13 protein-coding genes and 1 tRNA gene are annotated in these 16,583 nt (G+C 55.9%); all 14 read left to right on the top strand.

From position 1 onward, the window contains the following. A partial coding sequence (locus PMI24_RS21485) for an EF-Tu/IF-2/RF-3 family GTPase (RefSeq protein WP_045121842.1) occupies window positions 1-594 on the top strand: 594 nt, incomplete at its 5' end. A gap of 53 nt (window positions 595-647) precedes the next feature. Next, a tRNA-Trp gene (locus PMI24_RS21480) sits at window positions 648-723 on the top strand. 45 nt (window positions 724-768) lie between these two features. After that, window positions 769-1,137, top strand: coding sequence for a preprotein translocase subunit SecE (gene secE / locus PMI24_RS21475; protein ID WP_007957600.1), 369 nt, complete (start codon window positions 769-771; stop codon window positions 1,135-1,137). Between the two features lie 9 nt (window positions 1,138-1,146). After that, on the top strand, window positions 1,147-1,680 hold the full coding sequence (nusG, locus tag PMI24_RS21470; protein ID WP_007957598.1) for a transcription termination/antitermination protein NusG: 534 nt from the start codon (window positions 1,147-1,149) through the stop codon (window positions 1,678-1,680). A gap of 117 nt (window positions 1,681-1,797) precedes the next feature. After that, on the top strand, window positions 1,798-2,229 hold the full coding sequence (rplK, locus tag PMI24_RS21465) for a 50S ribosomal protein L11 (RefSeq protein ID WP_003228756.1): 432 nt from the start codon (window positions 1,798-1,800) through the stop codon (window positions 2,227-2,229). After that, on the top strand, window positions 2,229-2,924 hold the full coding sequence (gene rplA, locus PMI24_RS21460) for a 50S ribosomal protein L1 (protein ID WP_003228754.1): 696 nt from the start codon (window positions 2,229-2,231) through the stop codon (window positions 2,922-2,924). The genes rplK and rplA overlap by 1 nt, the downstream gene beginning before the upstream one ends. A gap of 198 nt (window positions 2,925-3,122) precedes the next feature. Continuing rightward, window positions 3,123-3,623 carry a 50S ribosomal protein L10 gene (rplJ, locus tag PMI24_RS21455; RefSeq protein WP_007957597.1) on the top strand — a complete coding sequence of 167 codons (501 nt, stop codon included), beginning with the start codon at window positions 3,123-3,125 and terminating at the stop codon, window positions 3,621-3,623. A 79-nt stretch (window positions 3,624-3,702) separates the two neighbouring features. Continuing rightward, complete coding sequence (gene rplL / locus PMI24_RS21450) at window positions 3,703-4,068, top strand: 50S ribosomal protein L7/L12 (protein ID WP_007957596.1); 366 nt, start codon at window positions 3,703-3,705, stop codon at window positions 4,066-4,068. A gap of 220 nt (window positions 4,069-4,288) precedes the next feature. Continuing rightward, on the top strand, window positions 4,289-8,362 hold the full coding sequence (rpoB, locus tag PMI24_RS21445) for a DNA-directed RNA polymerase subunit beta (RefSeq protein WP_007957595.1): 4,074 nt from the start codon (window positions 4,289-4,291) through the stop codon (window positions 8,360-8,362). 63 nt (window positions 8,363-8,425) lie between these two features. After that, a complete protein-coding gene (gene rpoC / locus PMI24_RS21440; protein WP_007957594.1) occupies window positions 8,426-12,625 on the top strand; it encodes a DNA-directed RNA polymerase subunit beta' in 4,200 nt (1,399 codons plus the stop codon). A 215-nt stretch (window positions 12,626-12,840) separates the two neighbouring features. Further along, a complete protein-coding gene (gene rpsL, locus PMI24_RS21435) occupies window positions 12,841-13,212 on the top strand; it encodes a 30S ribosomal protein S12 (protein ID WP_003186084.1) in 372 nt (123 codons plus the stop codon). Between the two features lie 108 nt (window positions 13,213-13,320). Next, complete coding sequence (rpsG, locus tag PMI24_RS21430; RefSeq protein WP_007957592.1) at window positions 13,321-13,794, top strand: 30S ribosomal protein S7; 474 nt, start codon at window positions 13,321-13,323, stop codon at window positions 13,792-13,794. Between the two features lie 30 nt (window positions 13,795-13,824). Next, entirely contained in the window at window positions 13,825-15,930 is a 2,106-nt protein-coding gene (gene fusA / locus PMI24_RS21425) for an elongation factor G (protein WP_007957591.1), read from the top strand. A 31-nt stretch (window positions 15,931-15,961) separates the two neighbouring features. After that, window positions 15,962-16,583: GTP-binding protein (locus tag PMI24_RS21420; RefSeq protein ID WP_007957590.1), on the top strand; the 622-nt coding region annotated here is incomplete at its 3' end.

The raw sequence follows: 16,583 nt of genomic DNA, 5'->3' as shown, positions 1-16,583 counted from the left end.
AGCTACATCCCAGAGCCAGTTCGTATGATCGACAAGCCATTCCTGATGCCAATCGAAGACGTATTCTCGATCTCGGGTCGCGGTACTGTTGTGACCGGTCGTATCGAGCGCGGTATCGTTCGCGTTCAAGATCCACTGGAAATCGTTGGTCTGCGTGACACTACCGTCACCACCTGCACCGGTGTTGAAATGTTCCGCAAGCTGCTCGACGAAGGTCGTGCTGGCGAGAACTGCGGCGTTCTGCTGCGTGGCACCAAGCGTGACGACGTTGAGCGTGGTCAGGTTCTGGTTAAGCCGGGTTCGGTTAAGCCGCACACCAAGTTCACCGCAGAAGTTTACGTTCTGAGCAAGGAAGAAGGCGGCCGTCACACTCCGTTCTTCAAAGGCTACCGTCCACAGTTCTACTTCCGTACTACTGACGTGACTGGTAACTGCGAGCTGCCAGAAGGCGTTGAAATGGTAATGCCAGGTGACAACATTCAGATGACTGTTACCCTGATCAAAACTATCGCGATGGAAGACGGTCTGCGTTTCGCAATCCGTGAAGGCGGCCGTACCGTTGGTGCTGGCGTCGTAGCCAAGATCATCGAGTAAATAGTTGTAATGTCTTTTTCAGGCCGGCATAATGGTCGGCCTGATTTTGTTTTAGGTCAGTAGCTCAATTGGCAGAGCGACGGTCTCCAAAACCGTAGGTTGGGGGTTCGATTCCCTCCTGACCTGCCAGATTCACTCGGTGTGTCTGGCTTTCTTTTCACAGGATCTTCATAGATGACTCCTAAAGCTGAAGCTCAAGGCTCTCGCTTCGATTTGCTCAAGTGGCTCGTCGTAGTCGCTTTGGTAATTGTTGGCGTTGTCGGCAATCAGTATTACGCTGCTTCGCCGATCCTGTACCGTGTACTCGCTTTGCTTGTTATTGCTGCTGTAGCTGCCTTTGTAGGCCTGCAGACTGCCAAGGGCAAGTCTTTCTTTGTACTGGTTAAGGAAGCTCGCACCGAGATTCGTAAAGTCGTATGGCCAACTCGCCAAGAAACCACGCAGACCACGCTGATTGTTGTGGCTGTTGTTCTGGTTATGGCGTTGCTGTTGTGGGGGCTTGATTCCCTGCTCGGCTGGCTTGTTTCCTTGATTGTCGGCTAAGGGTGTCCCGTGGCTAAGCGTTGGTACGTTGTGCATGCTTACTCGGGTTACGAGAAGCATGTCATGCGTTCGTTGATCGAGCGCGTAAAGCTGGCTGGCATGGAAGATGGCTTCGGCGAAATTCTGGTTCCCACTGAAGAAGTGGTTGAAATGCGTAATGGCCAGAAACGCAAAAGCGAGCGCAAGTTCTTCCCAGGTTATGTGCTGGTTCAGATGGACATGAACGAGGGTACTTGGCACTTGGTCAAGGATACTCCTCGGGTGATGGGTTTTATCGGCGGTACTGCTGATAAGCCAGCACCAATCACTGATAAAGAAGCTGAGGCGATCCTGCGTCGCGTTGCCGACGGTAGCGACAAGCCGAAGCCGAAGACGTTGTTTGAGCCAGGCGAAACCGTTCGAGTCAATGACGGTCCGTTCGCTGACTTTAACGGTGTTGTTGAAGAAGTTAACTACGAAAAGAGCCGGATCCAAGTGGCAGTGCTCATTTTCGGACGCTCTACTCCGGTAGAGTTGGAGTTCAGTCAGGTCGAAAAGGTCTAACTGAGCAAGCATCCCAACCCCGCAGCCCTAGGCTGTGGGGTTTTGTCGTCACTGGGATAAACGCGCAAGTAACCGGGGAGCCTTTCGAGGCGTTCGAACCCGTAATTGGAGTGCCTCATGGCCAAGAAGATTACCGCTTACATCAAGCTGCAAGTGAAGGCCGCTCAGGCTAACCCAAGCCCACCTGTTGGTCCTGCTCTGGGTCAGCACGGCGTGAACATCATGGAATTCTGCAAAGCTTTCAACGCCCGTACCCAGGGTCTGGAAGCTGGTCTGCCGACTCCAGTGATCATCACTGTCTACAGCGACCGTAGCTTCACTTTCGAAACCAAATCCACCCCTGCTTCGGTTCTGCTGAAGAAGGCGGCCGGTCTGACCAGCGGTTCCGCTCGTCCGAACACCGTTAAGGTTGGCACTGTTACCCGTGCTCAGCTGGAAGAAATCGCGAAAACCAAAAACGCGGATCTGACTGCAGCTGATATGGATGCAGCCGTGCGTACTATCGCCGGTTCTGCTCGTAGCATGGGCCTTAACGTGGAGGGTGTGTAATGGCTAAGCTGACCAAGCGTCAAAAGGCTATCGCCGGCAAAATCGAAGCAGGCAAGGCCTACAACATTGTAGACGCCGCTGCACTGCTGGCCGAGCTGTCGACTGTCAAGTTCAGCGAGTCGTTCGACGTAGCTGTAAACCTGGGCGTAGACCCGCGTAAATCCGACCAGGTCGTTCGTAGCGCTACTGTGCTGCCACACGGCACTGGCAAGACTGTTCGCGTTGCTGTGTTCACCCAGGGTCCAGCTGCTGAGGCCGCTCTGGCTGCCGGCGCTGACCGTGTAGGTATGGACGACCTGGCTGCCGAAATGAAAGGCGGCGACCTGAACTATGACGTAGTGATCGCATCCCCGGATGCCATGCGCGTTGTAGGTCAACTGGGTCAGATCCTCGGTCCACGTGGTCTGATGCCTAACCCGAAAGTCGGCACTGTTACCCCAGACGTCGCTACCGCGGTTAAAAATGCCAAGGCTGGTCAGGTTCGTTATCGCACCGACAAAAACGGCATCATCCACACTTCCGTTGGCAAGATCGGCTTCGATGCCGTCAAGCTGAAGGAAAACGTTGAAGCCCTGATCGCTGATCTGAAGCGTATCAAGCCAGCTTCTTCGAAAGGTATCTACGTCAAGCGCGTTACCCTGAGCACCACTATGGGCCCAGGTCTGGTCATCGACCAGAGCTCGCTGGACGCGTAAGACAAGAATTGGCGCAGTTGACTGCGCCAATTGAAAGATTGGGGTCCCTGCCTGGCGGGGGCTATCCAAGACCGTAGGCGACGCAAGTCTTAAACCTCAAGCCTACGCAGATGGTGCTCCCGGTTCCTTACCGAATCAGACACCAAAACGACATTCGGTTTCGATCGAATGAAACGGTAACAAGCAGGAGTTAAACCCGTGGCAATTAATCTCGAAGACAAGAAGGCCATCGTCGCTGAAGTCAACGAGGCTGCCAAAGTCGCTCTGTCCGCTGTCGTGGTTGATGCCCGTGGCGTAACAGTAGGCGCAATGACCGGACTCCGTAAAGAGGCTCGTGAAGCTGGCGTTTACGTACGTGTTGTACGTAACACCCTGCTCAAGCGCGCTGTTGCTGACACTCCTTACAGTGTCCTCAACGACGTGTTCACCGGCCCGACCCTGATTGCATTCTCCAACGAACACCCGGGCGCTGCTGCTCGTCTGTTCAAGGAATTTGCCAAGGGTCAGGATAAGTTCGAGATCAAGGCAGCTTCGTTCGAGGGCAAGTTCCTCGCAGCGAATGAGATCGACGTGCTGGCAAGCCTGCCAACTCGCGACGAAGCTATTGCGAAACTGATGAGCGTGATTCAAGGCGCTACCAGCAAGCTGGCTCGTACTCTGGCGGCAATTCGCGATCAGAAAGAAGCAGCTGCAGCCTGAGGCTGAGCGTTTCCAATCTCGCGTATTTTTGTTTATTTCGACGGCCGTACAGGCTGTCCACCAAATCAGGAATTGAGTCATGTCTCTGACTAACGAACAAATCATCGAAGCAATCGGCCAGAAAACCGTTCTGGAAGTTGTTGAGCTGATCAAAGCAATGGAAGAAACCTTCGGCGTGACCGCTGCTGTTGCTGCTGCTGGTCCAGCTGCTGCTGCCGCTGTTGTTGAAGAGCAAACCGAGTTCAACGTTGTTCTGGTTGAAGCCGGCGAGAAGAAAGTAAACGTGATCAAGGCAGTTCGTGAACTGACCGGTCTGGGCCTGAAAGAAGCCAAAGAGAAAGTCGACGGCGCTCCTCAGGTTGTAGCTGAAGGCGTTTCGAAAGAAGCTGCTGAAGACGCTAAGAAGAAGCTGGAAGAAGCAGGCGCTAAAGTCGAGCTGAAGTAAGCATCGACTTTGCTCCTCCAGCCCGAGCGTCAAGCGACAGGCTGATGGCTGGTGGCTCTTGCCACCGGCCTTTTTCCGTTATTGGCAGCCGACTGGGTCGGTGTCGATAACGAGCTGTAACCACCCGATGCGGTGGCGCAAACCATGGGGTTTGCACGATTTTCTGGCTGCTCCCGTCGGGAGGGGCCAAACAAGCAGGTGACCAAGCTGGGGAACGCTGATGGCTTACTCATATACTGAGAAAAAACGTATCCGCAAGGACTTTAGCAAGTTGCCGGACGTCATGGATGTGCCTTACCTCCTGGCCATCCAGCTGGATTCGTATCGTGAATTCTTGCAAGCGGGAGCGACTAAAGATCAGTTCCGCGACGTGGGCCTGCATGCGGCCTTCAAATCCGTTTTCCCGATCATCAGCTACTCCGGCAATGCTGCGCTGGAGTACGTCGGTTATCGCCTGGGCGAACCGGCATTTGATGTCAAAGAATGCGTATTGCGCGGTGTAACTTTCGCCGTACCTTTGCGGGTAAAAGTGCGCCTGATCATTTTCGACAAAGAATCGTCGAACAAAGCGATCAAGGACATCAAAGAGCAAGAAGTCTACATGGGTGAAATCCCATTGATGACTGAGAACGGTACCTTCGTAATCAACGGTACCGAGCGTGTTATCGTTTCCCAGCTGCACCGTTCCCCGGGCGTGTTCTTCGACCACGACCGTGGCAAGACGCACAGCTCCGGCAAACTGCTGTACTCCGCGCGCATCATTCCTTACCGCGGTTCGTGGCTGGACTTCGAGTTCGACCCGAAAGACTGCGTATTCGTGCGTATCGACCGTCGTCGTAAGCTGCCGGCCTCGGTACTGCTGCGCGCGCTCGGTTATACCACCGAGGAAGTGCTGGACGCGTTCTACACCACCAACGTATTCCACGTGAAAGGCGAAGGCCTGAGCCTGGAGCTGGTGCCTCAGCGCCTGCGTGGTGAAGTTGCTGTTCTCGACATCCAGGACGACAAAGGCAAGGTGATCGTTGAGCAGGGCCGTCGTATTACTGCCCGCCACATCAACCAGCTGGAAAAAGCCGGGATCAAAGAGCTGGACGTGCCTCTGGATTACGTTCTGGGTCGTACCACCGCCAAGGCGATCGTGCACCCGGCTACCGGTGAGATCCTGGCAGAGTGCAACACCGAGCTGTCGACCGAGATCCTGGCGAAAATCGCCAAGGCCGGCGTCGTACGCATCGAAACTCTGTACACCAACGACATCGACTGCGGTCCGTTCGTCTCCGACACTCTGAAGATCGACTCCACCAGCAACCAATTGGAAGCGCTGGTCGAGATCTATCGCATGATGCGTCCAGGCGAGCCGCCAACCAAAGACGCTGCCGAGACCTTGTTCAACAACCTGTTCTTCAGCCCTGAGCGCTATGACCTGTCTGCGGTCGGCCGGATGAAGTTCAACCGTCGTATCGGTCGTACCGAGATCGAAGGTTCGGGCGTGCTGTGCAAGGAAGACATCGTCGCGGTACTGAAGACTCTGGTCGACATCCGTAACGGTAAAGGCATCGTCGACGACATCGACCACCTGGGTAACCGTCGCGTTCGCTGCGTAGGCGAAATGGCCGAGAACCAGTTCCGCGTTGGCCTGGTACGTGTTGAGCGTGCGGTCAAAGAGCGTCTGTCGATGGCTGAAAGCGAAGGCCTGATGCCGCAAGACCTGATCAACGCCAAGCCAGTGGCTGCGGCGGTGAAAGAGTTCTTCGGTTCCAGCCAGCTGTCGCAGTTCATGGACCAGAACAACCCGCTGTCCGAGATCACCCACAAGCGTCGTGTCTCTGCACTCGGCCCTGGCGGTCTGACTCGTGAGCGCGCGGGCTTCGAAGTCCGTGACGTACACCCGACTCACTACGGTCGTGTCTGCCCGATTGAAACGCCGGAAGGTCCGAACATCGGTCTGATCAACTCGCTGGCTGCTTACGCTCGCACCAACCAGTACGGCTTCCTCGAGAGCCCGTACCGTGTGGTGAAAGAGGGTGTGGTCACCGACGACATCGTGTTCCTGTCCGCCATTGAAGAAGCCGATCACGTGATCGCGCAGGCTTCGGCGACCATGAACGAGCAGAAAGTCCTGATCGACGAACTGGTGGCCGTGCGTCACCTGAACGAATTCACCGTCAAGGCGCCGGAAGACGTCACCTTGATGGACGTTTCGCCGAAGCAGGTAGTTTCGGTTGCAGCGTCGCTGATTCCGTTCCTCGAGCACGACGACGCCAACCGTGCGTTGATGGGTTCGAACATGCAGCGTCAGGCTGTACCAACCCTGCGTGCTGACAAGCCGCTGGTCGGTACCGGCATGGAGCGCAACGTGGCTCGCGACTCCGGCGTTTGCGTCGTGGCTCGTCGTGGCGGCGTGATCGACTCCGTTGATGCCAGCCGTATCGTGGTTCGTGTTGCTGATGACGAAGTTGAAACCGGCGAAGCTGGTGTCGACATCTACAACCTGACCAAATACACCCGCTCGAACCAGAACACCTGCATCAACCAGCGTCCGCTGGTGAGCAAAGGTGATCGCGTTCAGCGTAGCGACATCATGGCCGACGGCCCGTCCACCGACATGGGTGAACTGGCTCTGGGTCAGAACATGCGCATCGCGTTCATGGCATGGAACGGCTTCAACTTCGAAGACTCCATCTGCCTGTCCGAGCGTGTGGTTCAGGAAGACCGTTTCACCACGATCCACATTCAGGAACTGACCTGTGTGGCTCGTGACACCAAGCTTGGCCCAGAGGAAATCACTGCGGACATCCCGAACGTGGGTGAAGCCGCTCTGAACAAGCTGGATGAAGCCGGTATCGTTTACGTAGGTGCTGAAGTCGGCGCAGGCGACATCCTGGTAGGCAAGGTCACTCCGAAAGGCGAGACCCAACTGACTCCGGAAGAAAAACTGCTGCGTGCGATCTTCGGTGAAAAAGCCAGCGACGTTAAAGACACCTCCCTGCGCGTGCCTACCGGCACCAAAGGTACTGTCATCGACGTGCAGGTCTTCACTCGTGACGGCGTTGAGCGTGATGCTCGTGCACTGTCGATCGAGAAGTCCCAGCTGGACGAGATCCGCAAGGATCTGAACGAAGAGTTCCGCATCGTTGAAGGCGCGACCTTCGAACGTCTGCGTTCCGCTCTGGTAGGCCACAAGGCTGAAGGCGGCGCGGGCCTGAAGAAAGGTCAGGACATCACCGACGAAGTACTCGACGGTCTTGAGCATGGTCAGTGGTTCAAACTGCGCATGGCTGAAGATGCTCTGAACGAGCAGCTCGAGAAGGCTCAGGCCTACATCGTTGATCGCCGCCGTCTGCTGGACGACAAGTTCGAAGACAAGAAGCGCAAACTGCAGCAGGGCGATGACCTGGCTCCAGGCGTGCTGAAGATCGTCAAGGTTTACCTGGCAATCCGTCGTCGCATCCAGCCGGGCGACAAGATGGCCGGTCGTCACGGTAACAAAGGTGTGGTCTCCGTGATCATGCCGGTTGAAGACATGCCGCACGATGCCAATGGCACCCCGGTCGACGTGGTCCTCAACCCGCTGGGCGTACCTTCGCGTATGAACGTTGGTCAGATCCTTGAAACCCACCTGGGCCTCGCGGCCAAAGGTCTGGGCGAGAAGATCAACCGGATGGTCGAAGAGCAGCGCAAAGTCGCTGAGCTGCGTACCTTCCTGGACGAGATCTACAACCAGATCGGCGGTCGTAACGAAGATCTGGACAGCTTCTCCGATCAGGAAATCCTGGATCTGGCGAAGAACCTGCGTGGCGGTGTTCCAATGGCCACTCCAGTGTTCGACGGTGCCAAGGAAAGCGAAATCAAGGCCATGCTGAAACTGGCAGACCTGCCAGAAAGCGGCCAGATGCAGCTGACCGACGGCCGTACCGGCAACAAGTTCGAGCGTCCAGTTACCGTTGGCTACATGTACATGCTGAAGCTGAACCACTTGGTAGACGACAAGATGCACGCGCGTTCTACCGGTTCGTACAGCCTGGTTACCCAGCAGCCGCTGGGTGGTAAGGCGCAGTTCGGTGGTCAGCGTTTCGGGGAGATGGAGGTCTGGGCACTGGAAGCATACGGTGCTGCTTACACTCTGCAAGAAATGCTCACAGTGAAGTCGGACGATGTGAACGGCCGGACCAAGATGTACAAAAACATCGTGGACGGCGATCACCGTATGGAGCCGGGCATGCCCGAGTCCTTCAACGTGTTGATCAAGGAAATTCGTTCCCTCGGCATCGATATCGATCTGGAAACCGAATAACACGTGACGCGATCGAGAGCGGGGCAGGATTGCCCGCTCTCTGCTCCGCCAGGAGGAAAGGCCTTGAAAGACCTACTGAATTTGCTGAAAAACCAGGGTCAAGTCGAAGAGTTCGACGCCATCCGTATCGGATTGGCCTCGCCTGAGATGATCCGCTCGTGGTCGTTCGGTGAAGTTAAAAAGCCGGAAACCATCAACTACCGTACGTTCAAACCTGAGCGTGACGGTCTGTTCTGCGCCAAGATCTTTGGCCCGGTAAAGGATTACGAGTGCCTGTGCGGTAAGTACAAGCGCTTGAAGCACCGTGGTGTGATCTGCGAGAAGTGCGGCGTTGAAGTTGCGCTGGCCAAGGTTCGTCGTGAGCGCATGGCGCACATCGAACTGGCTTCGCCGGTTGCCCACATCTGGTTCCTGAAATCGCTGCCGTCCCGTATCGGCCTGCTGATGGACATGACCCTGCGTGATATCGAACGCGTTCTCTATTTCGAGAGCTATGTCGTTATCGACCCGGGCATGACCACTCTTGAAAAAGGTCAGCTGCTGAACGACGAGCAGTACTTCGAAGCGCTGGAAGAGTTCGGTGACGATTTCGACGCCCGCATGGGTGCCGAAGCTGTCCGCGAACTGCTGCACGCTATCGACCTGGAGCACGAGATTGGCCGTCTGCGTGAAGAAATTCCGCAAACCAACTCCGAAACCAAGATCAAGAAGCTGTCCAAGCGTCTGAAGTTGATGGAAGCCTTCCAGGGTTCCGGCAACCTGCCAGAGTGGATGGTGCTGACCGTTCTGCCGGTTCTGCCGCCAGATCTGCGTCCACTGGTCCCGCTGGATGGCGGTCGTTTCGCGACTTCCGACCTCAACGATCTGTATCGTCGAGTGATCAACCGTAACAACCGTTTGAAGCGCCTGCTGGATCTGTCCGCTCCGGACATCATCGTGCGCAACGAAAAGCGTATGTTGCAGGAAGCTGTCGATGCACTGCTCGACAACGGTCGTCGTGGCCGCGCTATCACAGGTTCCAACAAGCGTCCTCTGAAATCCCTGGCTGACATGATCAAGGGTAAGCAAGGTCGTTTCCGTCAGAACTTGCTCGGTAAGCGTGTTGACTACTCCGGCCGTTCGGTAATTACCGTAGGTCCGACCCTGCGTCTGCACCAGTGCGGTCTGCCGAAGAAGATGGCTCTCGAGCTGTTCAAGCCGTTCATTTTCGGCAAGCTGGAAATGCGTGGTCTGGCGACCACCATCAAAGCCGCCAAGAAAATGGTCGAGCGCGAGCTGCCGGAAGTTTGGGACGTTCTCGCTGAAGTGATTCGCGAACACCCGGTCCTCCTCAACCGTGCACCGACTCTTCACCGTCTGGGTATCCAGGCGTTTGAACCGGTACTGATCGAAGGTAAGGCTATCCAGCTGCACCCTCTGGTCTGCGCCGCGTACAACGCCGACTTCGACGGCGACCAAATGGCCGTACACGTACCGCTGACGCTGGAAGCCCAGCTCGAAGCGCGTGCGTTGATGATGTCGACCAACAACATTCTGTCGCCAGCCAACGGTGAGCCAATCATCGTTCCGTCGCAGGACGTTGTACTGGGTCTGTACTACATGACTCGTGAAGCGATCAACGCCAAGGGCGAAGGTCGTGTGTTCGCGGATCTGCAGGAAGTTGACCGTGTGTTCCGTGCCGGCGAAGCCGCACTGCACGCCAAGATCAAGGTTCGTATCAACGAAACCGTGAACGATCGTGACGGCAACAGCGTGAACAACACCCGTATCGTCGACACCACTGTCGGCCGTGCGCTGCTGTTCCAGGTTGTGCCAAAAGGTCTGTCGTTCGACGTCGTCAACCTGCCGATGAAGAAAAAGGCGATCTCCAAGCTGATCAACCAGTGCTACCGCGTGGTTGGTCTGAAAGAGACCGTGATCTTCGCTGACCAGTTGATGTACACCGGTTTTGCCTACTCGACCATCTCCGGCGTTTCCATCGGTGTTAACGACTTCGTTATCCCGGATGAAAAAGCCCGCATCATCGGTGCTGCCACCGATGAAGTGAAAGAGATCGAGAGCCAGTACGCCTCCGGCCTGGTAACCCAGGGCGAGAAGTACAACAAAGTGATCGACCTTTGGTCGAAAGCGAACGACGAAGTCTCCAAGGCGATGATGGCCAACCTCTCGAAAGAGAAAGTCATCGACCGTCACGGCGACGAAGTCGAGCAAGAATCGTTCAACTCGATGTACATGATGGCCGACTCGGGTGCGCGGGGTTCCGCAGCACAGATTCGTCAGCTGGCCGGTATGCGTGGTCTGATGGCCAAGCCGGACGGTTCCATCATTGAAACGCCGATTACTGCGAACTTCCGTGAAGGTCTGAGCGTACTCCAGTACTTCATCTCGACTCACGGTGCTCGTAAAGGTCTGGCGGATACCGCGTTGAAAACTGCGAACTCCGGTTACCTGACTCGTCGTCTGGTAGACGTGGCGCAGGATCTGGTCGTGACCGAGATCGATTGCGGCACCGAACACGGTCTGCTGATGACTCCGCACATTGAAGGCGGTGACGTTGTAGAACCGTTGGGTGAGCGCGTATTGGGTCGTGTCATTGCCCGTGACGTATTCAAGCCGGGTACCGAGGACGTCATCGTTCCTGCTGGCACCCTGGTAGACGAGAAGTGGGTCGAGTTCATCGAGCTGAACAGCATCGACGAAGTGATCGTGCGTTCGCCGATCAGCTGCGAAACCCGCTATGGCATTTGCGCCAAGTGCTACGGCCGTGACCTGGCTCGTGGTCACCAGGTGAACATCGGTGAAGCGGTCGGCGTTATTGCTGCCCAGTCCATCGGTGAGCCGGGTACCCAGCTGACGATGCGTACGTTCCACATCGGTGGTGCGGCAAGCCGTACTTCCGCAGCCGACAGCGTTCAGGTGAAGAATGGCGGTACCGTCCGTCTGCACAACCTGAAACACGTTGAGCGTGTGGATGGCAACCTGGTTGCTGTGTCCCGTTCCGGTGAGCTGGCAATCGCTGATGACTTCGGTCGTGAGCGCGAGCGTTACAAGCTGCCGTACGGTGCCGTGATTTCGGTTAAAGAAGGTGACAAGGTCGACGCTGGCGCAATCGTGGCCAAGTGGGATCCGCACACTCACCCGATCGTTACCGAAATGAAAGGTACCGTGACCTACGTGGGCATGGAAGAAGGCATCACGATCAAGCGTCAGACTGACGAATTGACCGGTATGACCAACATTGAAGTACTCGATGCCAAAGACCGTCCGGCTGCCGGCAAGGACATCCGTCCTGCGGTGAAGATGGTTGATGACAACGGCAAGGATCTGTTGCTGCCAGGCACTGACGTTATCGCTCAGTACTTCCTGCCAGCCAACGCCCTGGTCGGTGTTGCGGACGGTGCGAAGATTGCGATCGGTGATGTTATCGCTCGTATCCCGCAAGAAACTTCGAAAACCCGTGACATCACCGGTGGTCTGCCGCGTGTTGCCGACCTGTTCGAAGCCCGTCGTCCGAAAGAAGCGTCGATTCTGGCTGAAGTCAGCGGCACCATCGCGTTCGGTAAAGAGACCAAAGGCAAGCGCCGTCTGGTCATTACCCCGAACGACGGTAGCGATCCGTACGAAGAGCTGATTCCGAAGTGGCGTCACCTGAACGTGTTCGAAGGCGAACAGGTAAACCGCGGCGAAGTTATCTCCGACGGTCCGAGCGATCCGCACGACATCCTGCGTCTGCTGGGTGTGAGCGCGCTGGCCAAGTACATCGTCAACGAGATCCAGGACGTTTACCGTCTGCAAGGCGTGAAGATCAACGACAAGCACATCGAGACCATCCTGCGTCAGATGCTGCGTAAAGTTGAGATCTCCGAGTCCGGCGATTCCAGCTTCATCAAGGGCGACCAGATGGAACTGACTCACGTTCTGGTAGAGAACGAGCGTCTGAATGCGGAAGACAAGTTTGTCTCCAAGTTCACCCGCGTTCTGCTGGGTATCACCAAGGCGTCGTTGTCGACCGAATCGTTCATCTCGGCGGCTTCCTTCCAGGAAACCACCCGCGTACTGACCGAAGCGGCCGTAACCGGCAAGCGCGATTACCTGCGCGGCCTGAAAGAAAACGTGGTCGTGGGTCGTCTGATCCCGGCCGGTACCGGTCTGGCTTATCACAGCGAGCGCAAGCGTCGTCGTGATGCAGACAAGCCGTTGCGCGTAAGCGCCAGTGAAGTGGAAGCTGCACTGACCGAAGCGCTGAACTCGAGCGGTAACTGAGTTCTGCGAAAAATGAGCTGAGGCCCTGATCAAGCCGTTCATCGAATCGAGACAATTTGTCGAGGTTCGACGAGCGGGGAGGTCGGGGCCTTGCCTTGACTGGGGACAAGATCCTCTTTAGACTCTTGATCCCCTAAATTTGGCGGGAATTCGTTCCTGCCATTTTGCTTTTCTTGCAAGACAATAGCGTCGCAAGACAACAGTGGAGCTAGTAGATGGCAACTATCAACCAGCTGGTACGTCAGCCGCGTAAGCGTATCGTCGAGAAATCCGACGTACCTGCGCTGCAGAACTGCCCGCAACGTCGTGGCGTGTGCACCCGTGTGTACACCACTACGCCGAAAAAACCTAACTCGGCACTGCGTAAAGTATGCCGTGTGCGTCTGACCAACGGTTTCGAGGTTTCCTCGTACATCGGTGGTGAAGGCCACAACCTGCAAGAGCACAGCGTGGTACTGATCCGCGGCGGTCGTGTAAAAGACTTGCCAGGTGTTCGTTACCACACCGTTCGCGGCTCCTTGGATACTTCCGGCGTTAAAGGCCGTAACCAGGGTCGTTCGAAGTACGGTACCAAGCGTCCGAAGTAATCGGCCGTTTTGCAGATTTTCATTTTATTGAGTCGATAAGAGTAAGGTCGGGCGCGCATCCACTGGATCTGTCCCGAGCTAACCTGAAGACCGTTTGAGGGCTTATCAATGCCAAGACGTCGCGTAGCAGCAAAGCGTGAGATTCTGGACGATCCGAAATACGGAAGCCAAATCCTCGCCAAATTCATGAACCACGTTATGGAAAGCGGCAAGAAAGCCGTTGCCGAACGTATCGTTTATGGTGCCCTGGAAACCGTTGCGGCTCGCAAGACCGGCACCGATCCCCTGGAACTCTTCGAAAAAGCACTCGACGCCATCGCTCCGCTGGTCGAAGTGAAGTCGCGCCGCGTTGGTGGTGCTACTTACCAGGTTCCGGTCGAGGTTCGTCCGTCCCGTCGTAACGCTCTGGCAATGCGCTGGTTGGTAGACTTCGCCCGCAAGCGCGGCGAGAAGTCTATGGCTCTGCGCTTGGCTGGCGAGCTGCTGGATGCTGCTGAAGGTAAAGGTGCTGCTGTTAAGAAGCGTGAAGACGTGCACCGTATGGCCGAAGCTAACAAAGCTTTCTCGCACTACCGCTTCTAATTTTAGCTTCACTAATTTTGCGAGGGCTTTATGGCTCGTACTACTCCGATTAGTCGCTACCGTAACATCGGTATCGTCGCTCACGTGGATGCTGGTAAAACCACCACCACCGAGCGCGTCCTTTTTTACACTGGCAAAAGTCACAAAATGGGCGAGGTGCATGACGGCGCCGCGACCACAGACTGGATGGTTCAGGAGCAGGAGCGTGGTATTACCATTACTTCTGCTGCCATTACCGCCTTCTGGAAAGGTTCCGAGAAGCAGTACCCACACGAGCATCGCTTCAACGTAATCGATACCCCGGGCCACGTAGACTTCACCATTGAAGTAGAACGTTCCCTGCGCGTACTCGACGGCGCTGTCGTTGTGTTCTGCGGTACTTCGGGTGTTGAGCCTCAGTCGGAAACCGTATGGCGTCAGGCCAACAAATACGGCGTTCCACGTCTTGTTTACGTAAACAAGATGGACCGTGCTGGTGCCAACTTCCTGCGCGTGATCGGTCAGATCAAACAGCGTCTGGGTCACACTCCGGTGCCGATCCAGCTGGCTATCGGTTCGGAAGACAACTTCCAGGGCCAGATCGACCTGATCAACATGCAAGCTGTCTACTGGAACGACTCTGACAAGGGCATGGTTCCGGTTCGCAAGGAAATCCCTGCGGACATGCTCGAGCTGGCTGAAGAGTGGCGCAACAACATGGTTGAAGCTGCCGCCGAAGCCAGCGAAGACCTGATGAACAAGTACCTGGAAGGTGAAGAGCTGTCGATCGAAGAGATCAAGGCTGCTTTGCGTGCACGTACTATCGCCGGCGAAATCGTTCTGGCTGTTTGCGGTTCTTCGTTCAAGAACAAGGGTGTTCCCCTGGTTCTCGACGCCGTTATCGACTTCCTGCCTGCTCCGACCGACATTCCTGCTATCAAGGGTTCCAACCCTGATAACGAGGAAGAAGAGATGGAGCGTCATGCAAGCGACGACGAGCCGTTCGCGGCTCTGGCGTTCAAGATCGCTACCGACCCATTCGTGGGTACCTTGACCTTCGTCCGCGTTTACTCGGGCGTGTTGAACTCCGGCGACGGCGTGATCAACTCGGTTAAAGGCAAGAAAGAGCGCGTGGGTCGTATGGTGCAAATGCACGCAAACGCCCGTGAAGAGATCAAGGAAGTGCGCGCTGGCGACATCGCGGCCCTGATCGGCATGAAGGACGTCACCACTGGTGAAACCCTCTGCAACGCTGACAAGCCAATCATCCTGGTTCGCATGGACTTCCCGGAGCCGGTTATTTCGGTTGCCGTAGAGCCTAAGACCAAGGATGACCAGGAAAAAATGGGTATCGCTCTGGGCAAGCTTGCTCAGGAAGACCCGTCTTTCCGCGTTAAAACTGATGAAGAGACTGGTCAAACGATCATCTCCGGCATGGGCGAGCTGCACCTGGACATCCTGGTTGACCGGATGCGCCGTGAGTTCAACGTCGAAGCCAACATCGGCAAGCCACAGGTTTCGTACCGTGAGCGCATCACGAAGAACTGCGAAATCGAAGGCAAGTTCGTTCGTCAGTCCGGCGGTCGTGGCCAGTTTGGTCACTGCTGGATTCGCTTTGCTCCTGCTGACGAAGGTCAGGAAGGTCTGCAATTCGTGAACGAAGTAGTGGGTGGTGTGGTTCCTAAGGAATACATCCCGGCTATCCAGAAGGGTATCGAAGAGCAGATGAAGAACGGCGTTGTTGCCGGCTATCCGCTGATCGGCCTGAAGGCTACCGTGTTCGATGGTTCTTACCACGACGTCGACTCCAACGAGATGGCGTTTAAAGTGGCTGCTTCCATGGCGACCAAGCAACTGGCCCAGAAGGGCGGTGGTGAGTTGCTCGAGCCGATCATGGCGGTAGAGGTTGTTACGCCTGAAGACTATATGGGTGATGTGATGGGCGACCTTAACCGTCGTCGCGGCATGATCCAGGGTATGGAAGACACAGTGTCCGGCAAGGTTATCCGTGCCGAAGTTCCACTGGGTGAGATGTTCGGTTATGCGACCGACGTTCGTTCCATGTCCCAGGGTCGCGCAAGCTACTCTATGGAATTCAAAAAATACGATACGGCTCCGTCGCACATCGTCGAATCCGTTACCAAAAAACAAGGCTGATTCAGCCCCTTTAGGCTAGGAGTTAATTGTCGTGGCTAAAGAAAAATTTGATCGTTCCCTACCGCACGTCAACGTTGGCACCATCGGTCACGTTGACCACGGTAAAACCACTCTGACTGCTGCTCTGACTCGCGTTTGCTCCGAAGTTTTCGGTTCGGCAATCGTTGACTTCGACAAGATCGACAGCGCACCAGAAGAAAAAGCTCGTGGTATCACCATCAACACCGCGCACGTTGAGTACAACTCGACTATTCGTCACTACGCTCACGTTGACTGCCCAGGTCACGCTGACTACGTGAAGAACATGATCACCGGTGCTGCTCAAATGGACGGCGCGATCCTGGTTTGCTCGGCCGCTGATGGTCCGATGCCACAAACCCGTGAGCACATCCTGCTGTCCCGTCAGGTAGGCGTTCCGTACATCGTGGTTTTCCTGAACAAGGCTGACCTGGTAGACGACGCTGAGCTGCTGGAACTGGTTGAGATGGAAGTTCGTGACCTGCTGTCGACCTACGACTTCCCAGGCGACGACACTCCGATCATCATCGGTTCGGCTCGTATGGCGCTGGAAGGCAAAGACGACAACGAAATGGGCACCACTGCCGTTCGTAAACTGGTTGAAACTCTGGACAGCTACATCCCAGAGCCAGTTC

Origin of the sequence: Pseudomonas sp. GM25 (assembly GCF_000282255.1) — a bacterium.
Lineage (GTDB): Bacteria > Pseudomonadota > Gammaproteobacteria > Pseudomonadales > Pseudomonadaceae > Aquipseudomonas > Aquipseudomonas aphyarum.
This window is presented reverse-complemented; position numbering and strand designations above follow the sequence as displayed.